Here is a 17,308-nt window from a genome sequence, read left to right on the forward strand (position 1 = left end):
CTATTTTTACAGCGTGGCTCTTTTAAAACCTCGCCTCTTTCAAAACCCAGCCCCGAGGATCAGTTGGAGGGCGACCGTGATCATCATCAGCGCCACCCCTACATCGATCAGCCGCCATACGACGGGGCGGGTGAGCCAGGGCGCGAGTTTTGCGCCCGCCAGCGCCAAGGCGGCGAACCAGAGCGTCGAGGCGCACATCGCCCCCAGCGTAAAGGCGCCGGGCACGCTTTGCTGCGCGCCGAGCGAGCCCAGCAGTACGACGGTATCGAGATAGACGTGTGGGTTGAGCAGCGTGATCGCAAGCGTCATCGCCAGCACCTGGGCCCGGGAGCGGCGGGCGCCGCGCTCGAGTCGCAGCGCGTCGTTACCGGCGGCGCGTTTGAGCGCAAGCAGGGCGTAGCCAAGTAAAAACGCCGCCCCGCCCCAGCGCGCGACCGCCAATAGCAGCGGGCTTTGGGACAGCAGCGCGCTCAGGCCGAACACCCCCGCCGCGATCAACAGCGCATCGCACAGAATGCACACCAGCGCCACGCTCAGGTGGTGTTCGCGGCGCAGGCTTTGCGACAGCACGAACGCGTTTTGCGAGCCGATGGCCACGATCAGCCCCAGCCCGATCAATACACCGTTGGCATAGCTCTGCCCCATGATGACTATCCTCGTAAGCTATTGAAGTTACCGCGCCATGTGCAGGCGAGCGAAAGGTGAAAGCAGTGTGCGGCGACTTCGGGTATAAATAAAACGCATAATAGTAATGACGCATTAGGAGAACTGATTGCTCGACTACAAGCTGTTAGCCGCGCTCGCCGCGGTGGTGGAGCAGGGCGGCTTCGAGCGCGGCGCCCGGGCACTTGGGTTGACCCAGTCGGCGGTTTCACAGCGCATCAAGCTGATGGAGGCGCGCCTGGGCCAACCGGTATTGATGCGCGTAACGCCGCCGATGCCGACGGCAACGGGCCGGCGGCTTCTCAACCACATGCAGCAGGTGCGCCTGCTCGAGCGCGACCTGCAGGCCCGCGTACCCGCCGTTCATGACGGCGCGCCCCAGCGGCTTCGCATCGCGCTCAACGCCGACAGCCTAGCGACCTGGTGGGCCGAGGCGGCCGGTGACTTCTTCATCCGCCGCGAGGTGCTGATGGAGCTGATCATCGAGGACCAGGACGTGGGCCTCAAGCGCATGCGTGATGGCGAGGTGGCGGGCTGCGTGTGCGCCGCCGAGCGCCCGGTCGCCGGCGCGAAAAGTATCGCCCTCGGGGCGATGCGCTACTGCGGCGTGGCAGCACCCTCGTTTATCGAGCGCCACTTCGCCGATGGTTTCGACGGTAAGCGGCTAAGCCAAACCCCGGCCATCGTGTTCGGCACCGACGACCGCCTGCAGCACCGCTTCGCTCAGCAGTTGGGCGCTCGCGACCCGCTCATCCATCATCTTTGCCCTTCGGCGGAGGGCTTCGTGAAACTGCTCGAAAGCGGGCTTGGTTGGGGGCTCGTGCCGCGCCTTCAGGTCGAGGCCGCGCTCGAGCAGGGCACGCTTTTGGAGCTTGCCCCCGCGCACCCGGTCGACGTAGCGCTTTACTGGCACTACTGGCGCCAGGGCGGTGAGCTTCTTGGTGATCTGACACGTCATCTTCGCCAGCGTGCGGGCGGCTGGCTGGTGGCGCCGGCGGGCGCGTGACGGGGTTGGTCCAGGCGTTGACTGGCCGAGCCGGGCCGCGGGTCTTATCATAAGCGTTTGAACGCTGACCGATCCTTTGACTGCGAGTACCCATGACCCCCTCCAAAACGCCCTTTATCGTGGTACTGAGCCTGGCCATGACGATCATGCTGGCCCCGTTCTCCATGGATACCTACCTGCCGGCGTTTCCGGCGATCGGCGAGTCGCTCGGCGTATCCCAGCAGGCGGTGTCGCTGAGCGTTTCGGTGTACGTGTTCATGATGGCGGTAGGCCAACTGATCGGCGGGGCGCTGTCGGATCGTTTCGGGCGTCAGCGGGTGCTGATGAGCGGGCTGGCGATCTTTGCCGTGGCGAGCGTGGTCATCGGCACCGCTGAATCGCTCGACGTGCTGCTGGGCGGGCGGGCCGTGCAGGCTTTTGGTGCCGGCTGGACGCTGGTCTCGGTGCCGGCGCTGGTGCGCGACCGGGTGGCCGGGCGCGACGCCGCCAAGCTTTTCTCGATGATGGGCTTCATCATCGTGCTGGCGCCGGGCATCGCGCCGAGCGTGGGCAGCGCGATCCTGGCGCTCGGCTCCTGGCACTACATCTTTTTCGCCTTGGCGCTCTATGCGGTGGCGCTGGTGCCGCTGTTGATCAAGGTGCTGTTCACCGGCACCGGCAAGGTGTCGCGAATGAAAGGCGCCGAAATGAGCTTGCTGGCGCGCTACAAGCTGGTGCTGTCGACCAAGCCGGCGCTGCCGTTCATCGCCTGGCAGGCCGGCTCGTTCTCGGTGATGATGATGTTCATCACCTACGCCTCCTACATCTATCAGGGCTATTTCGAGCTCGATGCCTCGACGTTCTCGCTGCTGTTCGGTGCCAATATCGTCGCCATGTTCGTGTTCAACGTGCTCAACCGGGTGCTCTTGTCGCGCCTTCCGTCGCTGCGCATTCTGCAGCTGGCCACCACCTGTCAGGCGGTGGGCATGGTGGCGCTGCTGGTGGTGACGTTTATGGGTGCGCCGATTTACGCCTTCGTGCCGGCGATGATGCTGACTATCGGCGCCGTGGGCGCGATCTCGCCGAACATTCAGGCCTGCTATCTGGAGTTTTTCCCCACCAGCGGCGGCACCGCCGCCGCGCTTTTGGGCGCGGCCCAGTTCGGCATCGCCGGTATTTTGAGCGGGCTGTCGACGGTGCTGCCCCACACACTGGGGGCGGTAGTGCTCGCCATGGCCGGCTGCGGCGCGGTGGCCTACGCGATGCTCGCACGCTCGCTGATCAAGGGGCGCGCGGCGGTCGAAGCGAGGTGAGGGAGCGGCACGATTAACGCAATAAAAAAGCGCCGTGGCGATCGCCACGGCGCTTTGTTTTGCAGCCGTTACCGGCTGGATCAGAACAGCGCGCGTACGCAGAAGTACAAAAGCGACGGGGCGAGCAGGGCGCCAAGGCCGGTGTAGAAGGTCGCGGTCATCGCCCCATAAGGCACCAGTTTCGGGTCGGTGGCGGCCAGGCCCGCGGCCACGCCGCTGGTGGTGCCCATCAGCCCGCCGAAAATCATCGCCGAGCGCGGGTTATCAAGGCCGATATGGCGCGCGGCGATCGGCGTGAGCACCATCACCAGAATCGACTTGAACAGGCCCGCGGCGATGGAGAGCGCGATGACTTCCGACGAAGCGCCAATGGAAGCTCCGGCGATCGGGCCGACGATGTAGGTCACCGTGCCGGCGCCGATGGTGGTCAGGTTGGCCGGGTCGCGGTAGCCAAAGGCGTAGGCGATGGCCACCCCGGCGATGAACGACACGATCACGCCGAGAAAGAGCGCCAGAATGCCGCTGATGCCGGCCTGGCGAATCTCCTGAAAGCGCACGCCGTAAGCGGTGGCGATGATCGCCAGATCGCGCAGCATGCCGCCGCCCATCAGGCCAAGACCGGCGAACAGGCTGATATCCGCTAGGCCCTTGCTGCCGCCGGTGTAAATGCCGCCGACGTAGGCGAGTGCCAGGCCCACCATGATCGCGATGGCGGAGCCGTGAACCCGGCCTTTGGTCAGCTTGTCGCTAACCAGGTACGACACGTACATGGCCGCGCCTACCAGGGCAAAGGCGGCGATCAGGTGCTGCTTTTCGAGCTGCGTGAGTAGTGAATCGAGCATGAGGGCAACTCCTTAGCGGGCGTGGTGGGAGCGCGAGGTGGTTTTCGAGCGCGTGTCGTCAGTGGCGCGCGAGGCGACCTGATTGACCGGCGTCTCGTCGACCGGGGCCTCGGGGCTCGGTTTTGGCTGGCCCAGACGCGTCAGCGCCGGGACCAGCGCAAAGCTTGCGCCTACCGCCACAAGGGCTGCCAGCAGGGCGATCAGGCCGCCATCGATGGCCGCGGCCACGTTTTGGCTAGCCGCCATCGCGACCACGATGGGGATGTACATCCCGTTCCAGAAGGTGATGCCGCTTTCGGTGCTGGGAGGCATCTTCTTCTTGTCGATCAGATAGCCGCCCAGAAAGATCAGCAGCAGCATGGCGATACCCACGCCGCCCACGTTGGATTCCACGCCGAGCAGCATGCCCAGCACGTCACCCGCCCACAGGCCGAACAGCATGCAGCCGGCCAGTAGCGCGACTCCGTAAATGACCATGGCGATGTCCTTTTAATTGTCGTTGTTGTTTGAGGGGCGCGTTGAGTAGGTGGTGGGCGCCCCGTCGATGGATTTAGTCAGGGAATGAATGGAATCAGGCGCTGGTGGCGGTGCGTCCGGCGCTGAAGGTGTTGGCGTGGGCGTCGCGCAGCTGGTTTTTCTGCACCTTGCCCATTACGTTGCGCGGGAGTGCCTCCGCGAAAAATACCCGCTTGGGCTGCTTGTAGCGGGCGAGCTCGCCCTTGAGCGCCTCGAGCACCTGCTCCTCGCTCACCGCACCGGGTGCTTTCGGTACCACCACGGCCACCACGCCTTCGCCTAGATCCGCATGGTGCACGCCGATCACGGCGGACTCCTCGACGCCTTCCATATCGTCGATGATCTGTTCTATCTCCTTGGGGTAGACGTTGTAGCCGCCGGAGATCACCAGATCCTTGTCGCGGCCGACGATATTGAGATAGCCCTTGTCGTCGATCAGGCCCAGATCGCCGGTGATGAAGTAGCCGTCTTCACGAAACTCTGCCTTGGTCTTCTCCGGCATGCGCCAGTAGCCCTGGAACACGTTGGGCCCGGTCAGTTCGACCAGACCGGTCTCGCCCTGGGCCAGCTCGGCGCCGGTTTCGCGGTCGGTGATGCGCACGGTGACGCCGGGCAGCGGCATACCCACCGTACCCGGACGGCGCTCGCCGTCGTACGGGTTGGAGGTGTTCATGTTGGTTTCGGTCATGCCGTAGCGCTCGAGAATGGCGTGGCCGGTGCGCGCGCTGAAATCCTCATGGGTTTCGGCCAAAAGCGGCGCCGAGCCCGAGATGAACAGGCGCATGTTGGCGACCACGTCGCGATTCAAACGCGGGCTCGCCAGTAGGCGCGTGTAGAAGGTCGGCACGCCCATCAGGACCGTCGAGTCCGGCATCAAATCGAGCAGTTCGTCGACATCGAGCTTGGGCAAAAATGTCATCGAGGCGCCGTTGATCAGCGTCACGTTGCAGGCCACGAACAGCCCGTGGGTGTGAAAGATCGGCAGCGCGTGGATCAGGTGATCGTTTTCGCTGTAGTGCCAGGCCTTCGTCAGCGCCTGGCTGTTGGAGGCCAGGTTCTGGTGGCTCAGCATCGCGCCCTTGGAGCGCCCGGTGGTGCCGGAGGTGTAGAGAATCGCCGCCAGATCATCGGCGCCGACTTCGCTGACCGTGGTGGTTTCTCCCGCATTGGCGGCCTGGTCCATCAGCGTGCCATCGGCTTTGGTACCCAAGCTCTCGACGCGGCCCACGCCGGCTTTTTCGGCGATCTCGCGGGCGTTTTCCAGCACCTCGGGGCGGCAGACGAACAGGCGCGGCTCGGCGTCACCCAAAAAGTAGTCGATCTCGCTGTCGGTGTAGGCCACGTTGAGCGGCAGATAGACCGCGCCGACCTGCAGGCAGGCGAGATAGAGCATGACGATTTCCGGGCTCTTGTCGACCTGAACGGCGACCCGGTCGCCGGGCTCGACGCCGAGCTCCAGCAGCACGCTCGCCAAGCGCCGGCTCAGGCTCAGAACGTCCTTGTAGTGGTAGCGCTGGCCGTCGAGCGTGTCCATCAGCACCTTGTCCGGGGCGCGCTCGAAGTGCGGGTAAAAGTGCAGATAAAGATTGTGATTCATAAAGGACTCCATGTTTTTGTCGTCAGCCGTGATCGGGGGCGTTACGCCTTGGCCGGTGTTTTCGTCTCGAAATACTGGCTCGCCTGATTGGCCTGACGGCGAATGTCGCTGGCGCACACCACCGTGTGGTTGACGCTGTACGCCTCGTGGTTCTGTTCGATACGGTTGAGTTGGTAGAGATAGTTCACCATTAAACCGTGGGCCTGCTTGAGGCCTTTTGATGACGTATCCGCCCGCCAGTTCAGCCGATGCAGGCTTGCGCCATTGCCCAGGTGAAAGCGCGCCACCGGGTTCAGGGGCTGGCCGCTTTTGTGCTTCACGTCGACCAGGTAGTGCGAGGCCAGACGCATGAACTCCTTGTGGGCGGCGGAGGAGAGCTCCTCGCTTTCGTGGGTGTCGAGGTAGGCGGTGAGCTCCTCGGACAGCGCCGCTTCCTTGCGCGCCTCGTCGAGCCAGTCGGCGAAACCCGGCACCGGCGAGAGGGTGACGAAGTTCTTGATCTGCGGAAGCTCGCGGCTCAGCTCCTGAACCACCTGCTTGATCAGGAAGTTGCCGAAGGACACGCCCTTGAGGCCGGCCTGGCAGTTGCTGATGCTGTAGAACACCGCGGTGTCGGCGTCTTCCAGCGGTAGCTCCTCGCCGTGCTCGAGAATGCGCTGGACGTTGCCGGGAATGCCGTCGCAAAGTGCCACTTCCACGAAGATCAGCGGCTCGTCGCCGGTGGCCGGGTGGAAAAAGGCGTAGCAGCGGCGATCGTCCGGGTCGAGCCGGCGGCGCAGGTCGTGCCAATCGCCGATTTCGTGCACCGCTTCGTAGCGGATGATCTTCTCCAGCACCGCCGCCGGGGTATTCCAGTCGATGCTTTCGAGCATCAAAAAGCCGCGGTTGAACCAGGAGTTGAACAGGTGCGCGAAGTCGCTATCGAGTGCCGAGAGTTCCGGCGATTGGCGCAGGAACTTGAGCAGATCCGCGCGCATGTTGACCAGATCGAACGTGCCACCGGGGCACAGATTCAAGCGGCGCAACAGCGTTTGGCGGCGGGGTTCGCAGGCGTTGAACAGCTTCTCGAGCGAGGCGTTATCTTCGCGCTCGCGGTACACCGCGTAAGCCGTATGAATATCGGCGGGCTCGGCGGCGTAGTCGTCGGCCAGAAGCTGGAAAAATGCCAGCTTCTCCTCGTCGTCGAGCGCGCGATAGTGGGCCAGCGCCTGCTGGGCCATCAGAATTTGCGAGGCTTCACCGGTGCGACCCATTAGGCCCTTGCAGGCCGCTTTCAGGGCAGTAAAGTGATTTTCACTGTCCTTGTCGGTGCCCAGAGCGCTACTGAGCTGCCGGGTACGCGAGCTGATATTGGTGAGCAGCCCCTGAAGAAACGTCATATTCATGTTCATGCGCATCAGCCTTTGAGTTTGTCGGGTGGGCAGTCTGCCGGTGACGATGCCAACGCTTTATCATTGTCTCTTAGCGTGGTAAGTATTAAACAGCGCGTCATGTTGTATATAACAAATATAGGTAAAGAATTTATGAGTCAAGGAAGCGGGGGGTAGACTTATGGCGAAGGTATCCCAGGCGCAGCGGCTGCGTGATCTTCTCGAGGACGCGATCATCGCCGGGCGATTTACTCCGGGTGAGCGGCTCGACCCGGACGCGTTGGCGCTGGAGTACGCGTGTTCGCGCACGCCAATCCGCGAGGCGATCCAGCAGCTTGCGATGTCCGGCATGGTGCAGGTAGTGCCCAAGCGCGGCACCTTCGTGACGCGGTTGGGCATTTCCGATCTGGTCGAGCGCTTCGAGGTGATGGCGGAGCTGGAGGGGCTTTGCGGGCGCCTGGCCGCCCGGCGCATTAACGACGACGAACGCGCCGCGCTGATTGATGCGCTAAAGGCGTGCCGTGCCCGCGCCGAGGAGCACGATGCCAACGGCTACTACTACGACAACAGCGTCTTTCACCACTGCATTTACGCGGCGAGCCATAACCACTTCCTCGCCCAGGAAGCCGCTCGCCTGCACGCGCTGCTGCAGCCCTACCGGCGGCTGCAGCTTCAGGTGCGAATGCGCGTCGAAAGCTCGCTGGCCGAGCACGAAGCGATCGTTGCCGCCATCGAGGCCGGGGATGGCCCCCGCGCCGAGCAGCTTCTGCGCGAGCACGTCATGGTGCAGGGCGAGCGCTTCAACGACCTGGTGGCGTCGATGCACGCGCTGGAAGGTGGTTGATCGCCAAACGCCGCCCATCAAAAAGGGCCACCCGCCTTGATGCCGGGTGGCCCTTGTCGGTGAGCGCTGCTTCTTAGCTGCTCACGCCCTGCTCGCTGGCATCGTCGGCGCCTTCCTCGATCAGTTCGTCGGCGTCCTCTTGAGCCTCTTGTGGGGCATCCGGCGGTGCCTGATCCTTGGCGGCGGCAGTCAATGTCGTCGTGATGGCGAAGTGATCCGACCCTTCGATGGTGACGCGGTCGAGCTCGACGAGCTCAAAGCCGTCGGAGACGAACATGTGGTCGATCGGGTAGCGCCACAACGGGTACTCGGTGTGGTACGTGCTCAAAAGCCCTCTTCCCCGGCGCGGATCCTCGAGTTCACTCAGGCTCTTGAACAGCTTCGTCGTATTGGACCAGGCGGCATCGTTGAAGTCTCCGGTAACGATCCAGCGGTTGTCCGCGTCCTCGGCCACGCGTTCGGCCACCAGCATCAGCTCGGCATCGCGCTCCCGGCTGTCCCGGCGCTCCGTTTCACCGCCGTCGTTGGGTGTGCGCTCTTTAAGCCCCGGCGGCACCGGGTGAATGCCCGCGTAGCGCACGGGCCCGATGCCCGGCACCGCGAGCGTTGCAAAGATCGACGCACGGCGCTCGGACACCAAATGCTCGACCCGGGCGTCCTGGAGAGGGATGCGCGACCAGACCACGATGCCGAGCCCCTCGCCGCGCACGTCTCCCTCACGGTATTCGTAAATCTCATCCAGCGGTGCCAGGCCCGCCTCCCAGCCGCTATCGACTTCGATGAGCAGCACGACGTCCGGGTCCTCGCGCTTTATCACCTCCAGCGCCTCGGCGTAACGGTCATTGGTGAAGTCGAGGTTGGCGGTCATGATTTTGAGCGTGGACTGATTCGCCAGCGTTTGCGCATCGGCCTCGGCCACCTCATCAGGCCACACCGGCGTAAAGGGCAGAATATGGGAGCCCTGCCATGCCCCCGTTGCCAATAGCGCCACCAGCAGTAGTGCGTGCTCTTTTCGCGCTCGGCCGATCCAGGCGTGCAGCGTCAACAGCAAAAGCGTGACTGCAATGACCAGGCTCAACTGCAGCCGGGGAAACTCCCACAGTCGGATGGCCCAGTGGCCGCTGGGAATTTCGGGAAGCAGGCTGACTACGATCAAGGCGAGGGTCAGTAGACGAACGGTCCAGAGAAGAAGTTTTGATAACATCGCGTGCTCGAACAGGGCGTGGCGGCGTATGGGGTGTCCCCGGCGAAGAGCAATCGTACAGTATTTGAAAGTCAGTCGCGTGACAGGCAGGCAAAAAAAAGGCCACATGCTTTTAAAGCTATGTGGCCATTTTTTTAACAATTTCTGGTCGGAATAGCAGGATTCGAACCTACGACCTCTGCCTCCCGAAGGCAGCGCTCTACCAAGCTGAGCTATATTCCGGCGCTCAATAACGGGGATGAATCTTACGCCTGCGCCCCGGGTTTTTCAAGAGGTAATTCAAAAATAGTCGTCACTGTCCGGCGCGAATCAGGACTGGCGCTCGATCGCCATGCGGGCGAGCTTGGCCATGCTGTCGCGATACGCGCTTTCGGGCAGTTTTTCGAGCTCGGCGAGCGCGCGCTCGACCATCTCCACCGCGCGCTCACGGGTGTACTCGAGCGCGCCGGTGCGGTGCACGATCGCCAGCACGTCGTCGAGCTGCTCGAGCCCGCCCTTGCGGATCGCCTGGCGAATCAGCTTGGCCTCTTCGGGCGTGCCGCGCTCCATGGCGTTGATCAGCGGCAGCGTCGGCTTGCCTTCGGCCAGGTCGTCGCCGACGTTTTTGCCCATTTCATCGGCATCGCCCTGGTAGTCGAGCAGGTCGTCGATCAGCTGGAAGGCGAGCCCCAGGTAGCGGCCGTAGTGCTGAAGCGCGCGCTCCTGCTCCGGGGTGGCCTCGGCGAGCACCGCGCCGCTGTGGGAGGCCGCCTCGAACAGCATCGCGGTCTTGCCCTGGATGGTTTCGAAGTAGGCTTCTTCGGACAGGCTCGGGTTGCCGATGTTGGTGAGCTGCAATACTTCGCCTTCGGCGATGATGCAGGTTGCGCTCGACAGGATCGCCATGATGCGCATCGAGCCGACGCTAACCATCATCTGAAACGAGCGCGAGTAGAGAAAGTCTCCCACCAATACCGACGGCGCGTTGCCCCAAGCGTCGTTGGCGGTTTTCTTGCCGCGGCGCAGGTGCGAGTCGTCGACCACATCGTCGTGCAGCAGGGTCGAGGTGTGCATGAACTCGATCAGGGTGGCGAGCGTTACGTGCTTGTCGCCTTCATAGCCCAGCGCGCGGGCGGCCAGCAGCACCAGTAATGGGCGCATGCGCTTGCCGCCGCTTTCGATGATGTACTGGCCGATGGTTTCGACCAACGGGACGTTGGAGTTGAGCTGCTCGACAATGGTTCGGTTAACGGCCTCGAAATCGCCCGCCACCACGGCGTGCAGCGGTGAAGGCGTGGGGCTGACAGGCGTTTGGGGAGAGACGTTAGTCATGAAATTAGGGTCATCGCGGCAGGTGAAAAGCGGCTATTACCGCCCTGAGTGGGGATTATGCTATGGGGCCGCCTGTAAGGCGTCAAGGCGAAGCCGCCGGCGAGCCGCTGGCGAGCCGCGCCGCGCCAATTGACACGCCCCTGGGGGCTTGTGGTAAAGCTCGATCATCGCTATAATCCGCGACCCACTCATCATGCTCCCTGTCAGATGGCTGCCGAAAGGGGCGCCACTCGCCGCAGGTCTTAAGAGCACGACGCGAAAGCGCGTAGGTGATGAGCGCTGGCTTAAAGGTGCCAGCTTCAACGACGAGTCCGGAGAGCGACATGTACGCAATTATCAAAAGCGGTGGCAAACAGTACCGCGTTCAGGAAGGCCAGACCCTCAAGCTCGAGAAAATCGAAGTCGCTACCGGCGAATCGATCGATTTCGAAGAAGTGCTGATGGTCGCAGACGGCGACGATTTCAACATCGGTGCACCGATGATCAGCGGCGCGAAAGTCTCCGCTGAAATCGTTTCCCACGGCCGTGGTGAAAAAGTGAACATCATCAAGTTCCGTCGCCGTAAGCACAGCATGAAGCGTCAGGGCCACCGTCAGTGGTTCACCGAAGTTAAAATTACCGGAATTTCCGTTTAACACGGTCTATTCCCCTAATTAGGAGGCTATTTCGATGGCACATAAAAAGGCAGCCGGCTCCACGCGTAACGGTCGTGATTCCGAATCCAAACGCCTTGGTGTAAAACTCTTCGGTGGCCAAGCGGCGACCGCGGGTAACATCATCGTTCGTCAGCGCGGCACCCGCTTTCACGCCGGCACCGGCGTTGGCATCGGTCGTGACCACACGCTGTTCGCTCTGAACGACGGTAAAGTGCAGTTCCAGACCAAGGGCCCGCACAACCGTAAATTCGTGAGCATCGTTTCCGAGTAAGCGCTTAGCCGCTTGGACGAGTGAACGAAAGAAAAGCCCCGCATTGGCGGGGCTTTTTTGTCTGTTAACCCCCAGGCCTGCGGGCGGGGGAGAAAAGGGCGGCGAAAGCGGCCGGGAGAATTCAATGCAGTTCGTCGATGAGGCCTCGATCATTGTCGAGGCAGGCAAGGGCGGCAACGGCTGTCTGAGCTTTCGCCGCGAAAAATACGTGCCCAAGGGCGGCCCCGACGGCGGCGACGGCGGCCACGGCGGCAGCGTCTACCTGATCGGTGACGATGCCCTGAACACCTTGATCGACTTCAAATACCAGCGCTTTTACAAGGCCGAAAACGGCCAGGGCGGCATGGGCCGCCAGATGAGCGGCAAGGCCGGTGAAGATCTGCACGTCAAGGTGCCGGTCGGCACCACGGTGATCGACGAGGACACCCTCGAGGTGATCGCCGACGTCACCGAGATTGGCGAAGTCGTGCTGGTCGCCGAGGGCGGGCGCCGGGGGCTGGGTAATATCCACTTCAAATCCTCGACCAACCGCGCGCCGCGGCGCACCACCCCGGGCACCGAAGGCGACCGGCGCAACCTGCGCCTGGAAATGAAGGTGATGGCGGACGTAGGTCTGCTCGGCATGCCCAACGCGGGTAAATCCACGCTGATCCGTTCGGTGTCGGCGGCCAAGCCGAAGGTGGCGAACTACCCCTTCACTACCCTGGTGCCGAACCTGGGCGTGGTGAAGCTCGGCATGCACGAGCACTTCGTGATGGCGGACGTGCCCGGGCTGATTGAAGGCGCCTCCGACGGCGCTGGACTTGGGCTGCGCTTTTTGAAGCACCTGACCCGGACCCGGCTCTTGTTCCACGTCGTGGATATCGCGCCGTTTGATGAGTCCGACCCGGTCGATGCGGCGAAGGCGATCGTGCGCGAGCTTGGCGAGTTTTCGCCGGCGCTCTCCGAGCGCCCGCGCTGGCTGGTGCTCAACAAGTTCGATCTGCTGCCCGAAGAGGAGCGCGAAGCGCGCGCCCAGGCCGTGATCGAGGCGCTCGATTGGGACGGCCCGGTGTTTCAGATCTCGGCGATTTCGAGTGAAGGCACCGAGAAGCTGGTGCAGGCGGCGCATCGCTGGCTTACTGACCAGCAGCGCTTGGAGAACGAGGACGAAGAGGCCTTCGAGCGCGAGCAAGAGATGCGCCGGCGCATGGAGGAAGAGTCCGTCGCCCGCACCGAGGCGCGCCTGAGCCATAACCGCAAGAAGCGCGACGCCGACGATGACGACGACTTCGACGACGATGATTACGATGTCGACGTCGAGTACGCGCCCTGAACCGGTGAGGCGAGTAGCGCCCGCGGGCTCGGAGCAGCCCGCGGTGTTGGCATCGGCGTTGAACGCGTTATCGGCATTGAGATTATTGAGCTTATAAAGTGGCGGGCAGGAGAGAGGCGGCATGGAACATCGTGAGCAGTGGCCGGGCCGGGAGGTACTGACGGGCGCGCGCCGCGTGGTGGTGAAAATCGGCAGCGCTCTGATCACCGACGACGGGCGGGGCCTCGATGACGTGGCCATCGGCGCTTGGGTCGATCAGATCGCCGCGCTCCACGCTCGCGGCATCGAGGTCGTGCTGGTCTCTTCCGGCGCGGTGGCGGCGGGCATGGTGCGCCTTGGCTGGCAGGCTCGGCCGAGCGCGGTGCACGAACTCCAGGCCGCCGCCGCCGTGGGCCAGAACGGCCTGACCCAGTGCTACGAGCAGCACTTCGCCCGCCACGCCATGCTCACCGCCCAGATTCTACTGACCCACGACGATCTCTCCGATCGCAAGCGCTATCTTAATGCGCTGTCGGCGCTGCGCACGCTGGTCGAAATGCGCGTGGTGCCGGTGGTCAACGAAAACGACACCGTGGTCACCGACGAGATCCGCTTTGGCGACAACGACACCTTGGGCGCTTTAGTGGCAAACCTGCTGGAGGCCGACGCGCTAGTGCTGCTCACCGACCAGGAAGGGCTGTTCGACGCGGATCCGCGCCACGACCCTAGCGCCACCCTGATCAGCGAAGGCCGGGCCGACGATCCGAAGCTTGCCGCCGTGGCGGGCAGCGGCGGGGCGCTTGGGCGGGGCGGCATGAGCACCAAGGTACGCGCTGCCAAGCTCGCCGCGCGCTCCGGGGCGCTGACGATCATCGCCAGCGGCCGCCAGCCCGAGGTGATTACGCGCATCATGGCCGGCGAAGCGCTGGGCACGCTGCTCAAACCCGACCAGGCGCCGATGGCGGCGCGCAAGCGCTGGCTCGCTGGCCAGCTCCAGGTGCGCGGCACGCTCACCCTCGATGCCGGCGCGGTGAACGTGCTGCGCGAAAAGGGCTCGAGCCTTCTGCCGGTAGGCGTGCGTCAGGTGCAGGGCAGCTTCAAGCGCGGCGATATGGTGCTCTGCGTGGACGAGCAGGGTGAGCGCGTCGCCAAGGGCCTGATCAACTACGGCGCCGACGAAGCGCGCCGGCTGGCCGGCAAGCCAAGCCACCAGATCGAGGCGATCCTCGGCTTCGTCGAAGCTCACGAGCTGATACACCGCGATAACCTGGTCATCGTCTAGCCTCAAGCGCGCGTTTCGATCGGCAGCGGCACCTCCCGCGGCCAGGCGTCGGGCACGATGAACACGCGCTCGCTCGCGCCGTCGTTGGCTTTTAACATCACCTGCTGGGGGCCGAAGCGCTCGATACACGCCTCGATCTGCGGCCACAGCGCCGCCGGCGGGTGAAACGCCGTCTCGACCGGCGGCGCCATCCAGAACGGCTTGGAAAGCCAAGCCAGCCGCACTTCTCCCGCGCTCTCCAAAAGCGCCGCCCACTCCTTTCGATGACACCACCGCCCACGCTCGTGCTGCGCGGTGGCGCCTCGTGGCGGGGGAAGCGCCCCGTGAAACGGGTAGAACAGCACCCCGGGCATGGCCACCTGATGAGTGATCTCGCCGATCTCGCCCGGGCAGTCGCGCGGGGTGAGCCAATGGCGCAGCGTATTGCGCGCAAGCGGGGTGACGGAAAGCGGCAGCTGGTGGGCGTGCAGGTGCGCGCACTTGCGCGCCAGGCTGTCGAGCCCGCCGGTGCCGATCCAGCGGTTGGGGCTTTCCGGCGCGTCCGGGCCTTCATCAAGCCCTAGATAGAACTTGATCGCCACTTCCAAGTGTATGGGGGCGGGGTTGGCTTGCGTGCGGTAGAGCATGTCCAGCTCGCCCAGGGTCTGGCGGCGCTCGCGAATGGCAACGTTGTGCGCCAAAAGCCGGGTATTAGGGCTTTGGCCGAGCAGCAGATGCCAAAGCGCCTCGTGGTAGTGGCCCATCCGCCTCACCCGCTTTTTCGACAGCGCCTGAATCGCCGGCCGCTGGCGCAAAAGCCAGCCCTGCTCGCCGTGCGCAAGCCCCAGCGCCGCGCGGCTCGGCCGGCCCGGGTAGCCCTTGAGCTCGACGATGTCCTGGGCGTCCAGAAGCCACGCCAGATCGCGCGCAATGGCGTCTTCGAGCGGGGCACTGAGCGCATCGAGAGGGCTTTGTGGCGGCATGTCGGCGTTCCGGCGGCGTCTGCACGTTAGCGGTGAAATCGAAAAACGGCTGCTACGCTTAAGGGCGGTTAGCGATCTCAACGGTCCATCGATGCAAAGGAGTGTATTTATGGCTCATTCGAAAAATAGCGGTAAAAGCAGCGCCAAGCGTAGCCGCAAGGGTAAAAAGCAGGCGCCGTCCAAAAGTGCCGAGTCCAAAAACGCGGCCTCTGCCCACTCTGATGTTGAAGCCCAGGCACTGACGCCGCAAACCGGCGCGGCGCTTTTCGACGACGCCCGCTCGCGCCTGGAAGAGGTGTTCGAGGCGCTGGATATTCACCACGACGCCCGCGCACGGCTGATGCAGCCGGCGATGTCGCTGCAGGTCAGTATTCCGGTGCGCATGGACGACGGCCGCCTGCAAGCGTTTCCCGCCTGGAGGGTGCAGTACGATATCTCCCTGGGGCCGGCCAAGGGCGGGGTGCGCTTTCACCCAAAGGCCAACCAGCACGAGGTCACCACGCTCAGCTTCTGGATGGCGGTGAAGTGCGCGGTGGCCGGGCTTCCGTTTGGTGGCGGCAAGGGCGGCGTTCAGGTCGATGCCAAGGCGCTTTCGTCGCTTGAGCGCGAGCGCCTGGCGCGGGGCTACATTCGCGCGATCGCCGATGTGGTGGGTCCGGATCGCGACATTCCCGCGCCGGACATGAACACCGACGCCGAAGTGATGGGCTGGATGATCGACGAGTACGAGAACATCGTGCGCCGCCGGGCGCCGTCGGCGATCACGGGCAAGCCGCTGTCGCTTGGTGGCTCGCCGGGCCGGGTCGAGGCCACCGGCCGCGGCGCGCTGAAGGTGCTGGATCTCTGGGCGCAGCAAGCATCGCGCAAGCCCGAGGACACCACCGTGGCGGTGCAAGGCTTTGGCAACGCGGCGTACCACTTCGCCCGCTTGGCCAGCGAGCGCGGCTATCAGGTGGTGGCGGTCTCCGACTCCAGCGGCGGCATCTACAAACAAAAAGGGCTCGATATCGACGCGGCCAAAAAGGCCAAGGAGAAGCATGGCGAGCTCGCCAAGTGCCGCCAGGGTGAGAGCCTCAAGGGTGAGGAGCTGTTGGCGCTCGAGGTCGACGTGCTGGCGCTGGCCGCCATGGAAAACCAGGTCACTGGCGATAACGTCGGCGACATTCGCGCCGGGATGATTCTCGAGATCGCCAACGGCCCGGTCACCAGCGACGCCGACCGCGCGCTGGAAAGCCGCGGAGTAGACGTGCTGCCGGACGTGCTGGCCAACACCGGGGGGGTGATCGTGAGCTACTTCGAGTGGCTACAAAACCGCGCGGGCCAGGCTTGGAGCGAAGAGGAGGTCAACCAGCGGTTGGACGAGATCCTCGACGATCAGGCCAATCGGGTACTCAAGCGCGCCCGCGACGAAAAGATCACCTACCGTCAGGCCGCGTATCGTCAGGGCGTCGAGCGCATCGCCGAGGCGATCATGGCGCGCGGCAACTGCCAGGACTGCCGCTAACCTGCGTCAGGGGCGGGCTTTTGCTTGCCCCTGGCAGGCGTTAGTTATTAGTCGCGGTCGATCTCGACCACATCAAAAGAGCCCTGACGCACGCTGATCTCGATGTCGCGGCCGTCGTCGGACTCGCCTTCGATATCGATGATGCCGCTGCGGCTGATATCGATTTCCTCGAACGCGGTCATGCCTTCCTGGCGGGCCATCTCGAACGCCTGGCGGATATCGTCCTCGCTCATGCCCCAGGCGCCGCTGACCAGCCGCTCGCGCTCTTCACTCAGGCTTTCGCCGCTATCGAGCGAGAACTCGACGTCGGCGAACCACTCCTCGTCGAGCCAGCCTTCGGCTTCGATACGGCGGCCGTCATCGACGCTAAGCTCTTCGAGATGGGTGAAGCCGTAGTTGGCGGTATAGTTCAGCACCTCATCCAGCCGCTCGAGTGGCAGGCGGTCGGCTTGGGCGGCGGTGGTGGCAACGAGCAGCAGGGCAGAGGCTGGCAATAGCACTGCTTTTTTCATCGGTGTCATGTCACACTCCCTTTCCAGTATAAAAACCTCGCAGGCTAGAAACCTCGCGGGACGAGCATTCAGCGTTCTCGCCAAGCCTTGCGAGGTGAGACAGGCCCTTTATAGCAGCGGCGCTCTTTCGCTAACCTGAAGGCGGCGTTCATGAAGCGTTCATCTCGAGTTTGGCATCCTGA

General features: G+C 63.7%; 17 protein-coding genes and 1 tRNA gene. 8 read left to right on the forward strand and 10 right to left on the reverse strand.

What is annotated here, in order from left to right:
• Positions 1 to 39 precede the first annotated feature (39 nt).
• Positions 40 to 645 carry a LysE/ArgO family amino acid transporter gene (locus tag MQW23_RS00975; RefSeq protein WP_252105949.1) on the reverse strand — a complete coding sequence of 202 codons (606 nt, stop codon included), beginning with the start codon at positions 643 to 645 and terminating at the stop codon, positions 40 to 42.
• A 127-nt stretch (positions 646 to 772) separates the two neighbouring features.
• On the opposite strand from MQW23_RS00975, the gene MQW23_RS00980 reads away from it, so the two are divergent.
• Both MQW23_RS00980 and MQW23_RS00985 read left to right on the forward strand, forming a co-directional pair.
• Positions 773 to 1,669 carry a LysR family transcriptional regulator ArgP gene (locus MQW23_RS00980; protein WP_252105950.1) on the forward strand — a complete coding sequence of 299 codons (897 nt, stop codon included), beginning with the start codon at positions 773 to 775 and terminating at the stop codon, positions 1,667 to 1,669.
• A gap of 92 nt (positions 1,670 to 1,761) precedes the next feature.
• On the forward strand, positions 1,762 to 2,961 hold the full coding sequence (locus tag MQW23_RS00985; RefSeq protein WP_252105951.1) for a Bcr/CflA family efflux MFS transporter: 1,200 nt from the start codon (positions 1,762 to 1,764) through the stop codon (positions 2,959 to 2,961).
• A gap of 80 nt (positions 2,962 to 3,041) precedes the next feature.
• Here MQW23_RS00985 and madM read toward each other — a convergent pair whose 3' ends face one another.
• The 4 genes from madM to MQW23_RS01005 form a co-directional block, all read right to left on the reverse strand.
• The gene (gene madM, locus MQW23_RS00990) at positions 3,042 to 3,803 is read right to left on the reverse strand and encodes a malonate transporter subunit MadM (protein WP_252105952.1); all 762 of its coding nucleotides are present in this window, start codon (positions 3,801 to 3,803) and stop codon (positions 3,042 to 3,044) included.
• Positions 3,804 to 3,815: 12 nt separating this feature from the next.
• The gene (gene madL, locus MQW23_RS00995) at positions 3,816 to 4,280 is read right to left on the reverse strand and encodes a malonate transporter subunit MadL (RefSeq protein WP_252105953.1); all 465 of its coding nucleotides are present in this window, start codon (positions 4,278 to 4,280) and stop codon (positions 3,816 to 3,818) included.
• A 94-nt stretch (positions 4,281 to 4,374) separates the two neighbouring features.
• Entirely contained in the window at positions 4,375 to 5,916 is a 1,542-nt protein-coding gene (locus MQW23_RS01000; protein WP_252105954.1) for a malonate--CoA ligase, read from the reverse strand.
• Between the two features lie 41 nt (positions 5,917 to 5,957).
• Entirely contained in the window at positions 5,958 to 7,301 is a 1,344-nt protein-coding gene (locus MQW23_RS01005) for a malonyl-CoA decarboxylase (RefSeq protein WP_252106724.1), read from the reverse strand.
• A 166-nt stretch (positions 7,302 to 7,467) separates the two neighbouring features.
• Between MQW23_RS01005 and MQW23_RS01010 the strand changes: the two genes are divergently transcribed.
• Positions 7,468 to 8,130 carry a GntR family transcriptional regulator gene (locus MQW23_RS01010; RefSeq protein WP_252105955.1) on the forward strand — a complete coding sequence of 221 codons (663 nt, stop codon included), beginning with the start codon at positions 7,468 to 7,470 and terminating at the stop codon, positions 8,128 to 8,130.
• Positions 8,131 to 8,203: 73 nt separating this feature from the next.
• Here MQW23_RS01010 and MQW23_RS01015 read toward each other — a convergent pair whose 3' ends face one another.
• From MQW23_RS01015 to ispB, 3 genes are all read right to left on the reverse strand, one after another.
• Positions 8,204 to 9,334, reverse strand: coding sequence for an endonuclease/exonuclease/phosphatase family protein (locus tag MQW23_RS01015; protein WP_252105956.1), 1,131 nt, complete (start codon positions 9,332 to 9,334; stop codon positions 8,204 to 8,206).
• A 145-nt stretch (positions 9,335 to 9,479) separates the two neighbouring features.
• A tRNA-Pro gene (locus tag MQW23_RS01020) sits at positions 9,480 to 9,556 on the reverse strand.
• Positions 9,557 to 9,643: 87 nt separating this feature from the next.
• Positions 9,644 to 10,645: an octaprenyl diphosphate synthase gene (gene ispB, locus MQW23_RS01025; RefSeq protein WP_252105957.1), complete on the reverse strand. Its 1,002-nt coding sequence runs from the start codon at positions 10,643 to 10,645 to the stop codon at positions 9,644 to 9,646.
• A 323-nt stretch (positions 10,646 to 10,968) separates the two neighbouring features.
• Between ispB and rplU the strand changes: the two genes are divergently transcribed.
• The 4 genes from rplU to proB all read left to right on the forward strand — a co-directional run bounded on the left by rplU (position 10,969) and on the right by proB (position 14,148).
• Positions 10,969 to 11,280 (forward strand): 50S ribosomal protein L21, encoded by a 312-nt coding sequence (rplU, locus tag MQW23_RS01030; RefSeq protein ID WP_252105958.1) that lies wholly within the window; start codon positions 10,969 to 10,971, stop codon positions 11,278 to 11,280.
• Between the two features lie 34 nt (positions 11,281 to 11,314).
• Complete coding sequence (gene rpmA / locus MQW23_RS01035; RefSeq protein ID WP_252105959.1) at positions 11,315 to 11,572, forward strand: 50S ribosomal protein L27; 258 nt, start codon at positions 11,315 to 11,317, stop codon at positions 11,570 to 11,572.
• Positions 11,573 to 11,696: 124 nt separating this feature from the next.
• On the forward strand, positions 11,697 to 12,887 hold the full coding sequence (cgtA, locus tag MQW23_RS01040) for an Obg family GTPase CgtA (protein ID WP_252105960.1): 1,191 nt from the start codon (positions 11,697 to 11,699) through the stop codon (positions 12,885 to 12,887).
• Between the two features lie 121 nt (positions 12,888 to 13,008).
• Positions 13,009 to 14,148: a glutamate 5-kinase gene (proB, locus tag MQW23_RS01045; RefSeq protein ID WP_252105961.1), complete on the forward strand. Its 1,140-nt coding sequence runs from the start codon at positions 13,009 to 13,011 to the stop codon at positions 14,146 to 14,148.
• Between the two features lie 2 nt (positions 14,149 to 14,150).
• Here proB and MQW23_RS01050 read toward each other — a convergent pair whose 3' ends face one another.
• A complete protein-coding gene (locus MQW23_RS01050) occupies positions 14,151 to 15,110 on the reverse strand; it encodes a DUF1853 family protein (protein ID WP_252105962.1) in 960 nt (319 codons plus the stop codon).
• Between the two features lie 109 nt (positions 15,111 to 15,219).
• Here MQW23_RS01050 and MQW23_RS01055 point away from each other — a divergent pair, with 109 nt between their 5' ends.
• On the forward strand, positions 15,220 to 16,614 hold the full coding sequence (locus MQW23_RS01055; protein ID WP_252105963.1) for a Glu/Leu/Phe/Val family dehydrogenase: 1,395 nt from the start codon (positions 15,220 to 15,222) through the stop codon (positions 16,612 to 16,614).
• A 47-nt stretch (positions 16,615 to 16,661) separates the two neighbouring features.
• Here MQW23_RS01055 and MQW23_RS01060 read toward each other — a convergent pair whose 3' ends face one another.
• On the reverse strand, positions 16,662 to 17,135 hold the full coding sequence (locus tag MQW23_RS01060) for a PepSY domain-containing protein (RefSeq protein ID WP_252105964.1): 474 nt from the start codon (positions 17,133 to 17,135) through the stop codon (positions 16,662 to 16,664).
• Positions 17,136 to 17,308 lie beyond the last annotated feature (173 nt).

The sequence above is a fragment of the Halomonas sp. S3-1-1 genome, from assembly GCF_023757625.1.
Taxonomy (GTDB): domain Bacteria; phylum Pseudomonadota; class Gammaproteobacteria; order Pseudomonadales; family Halomonadaceae; genus Vreelandella.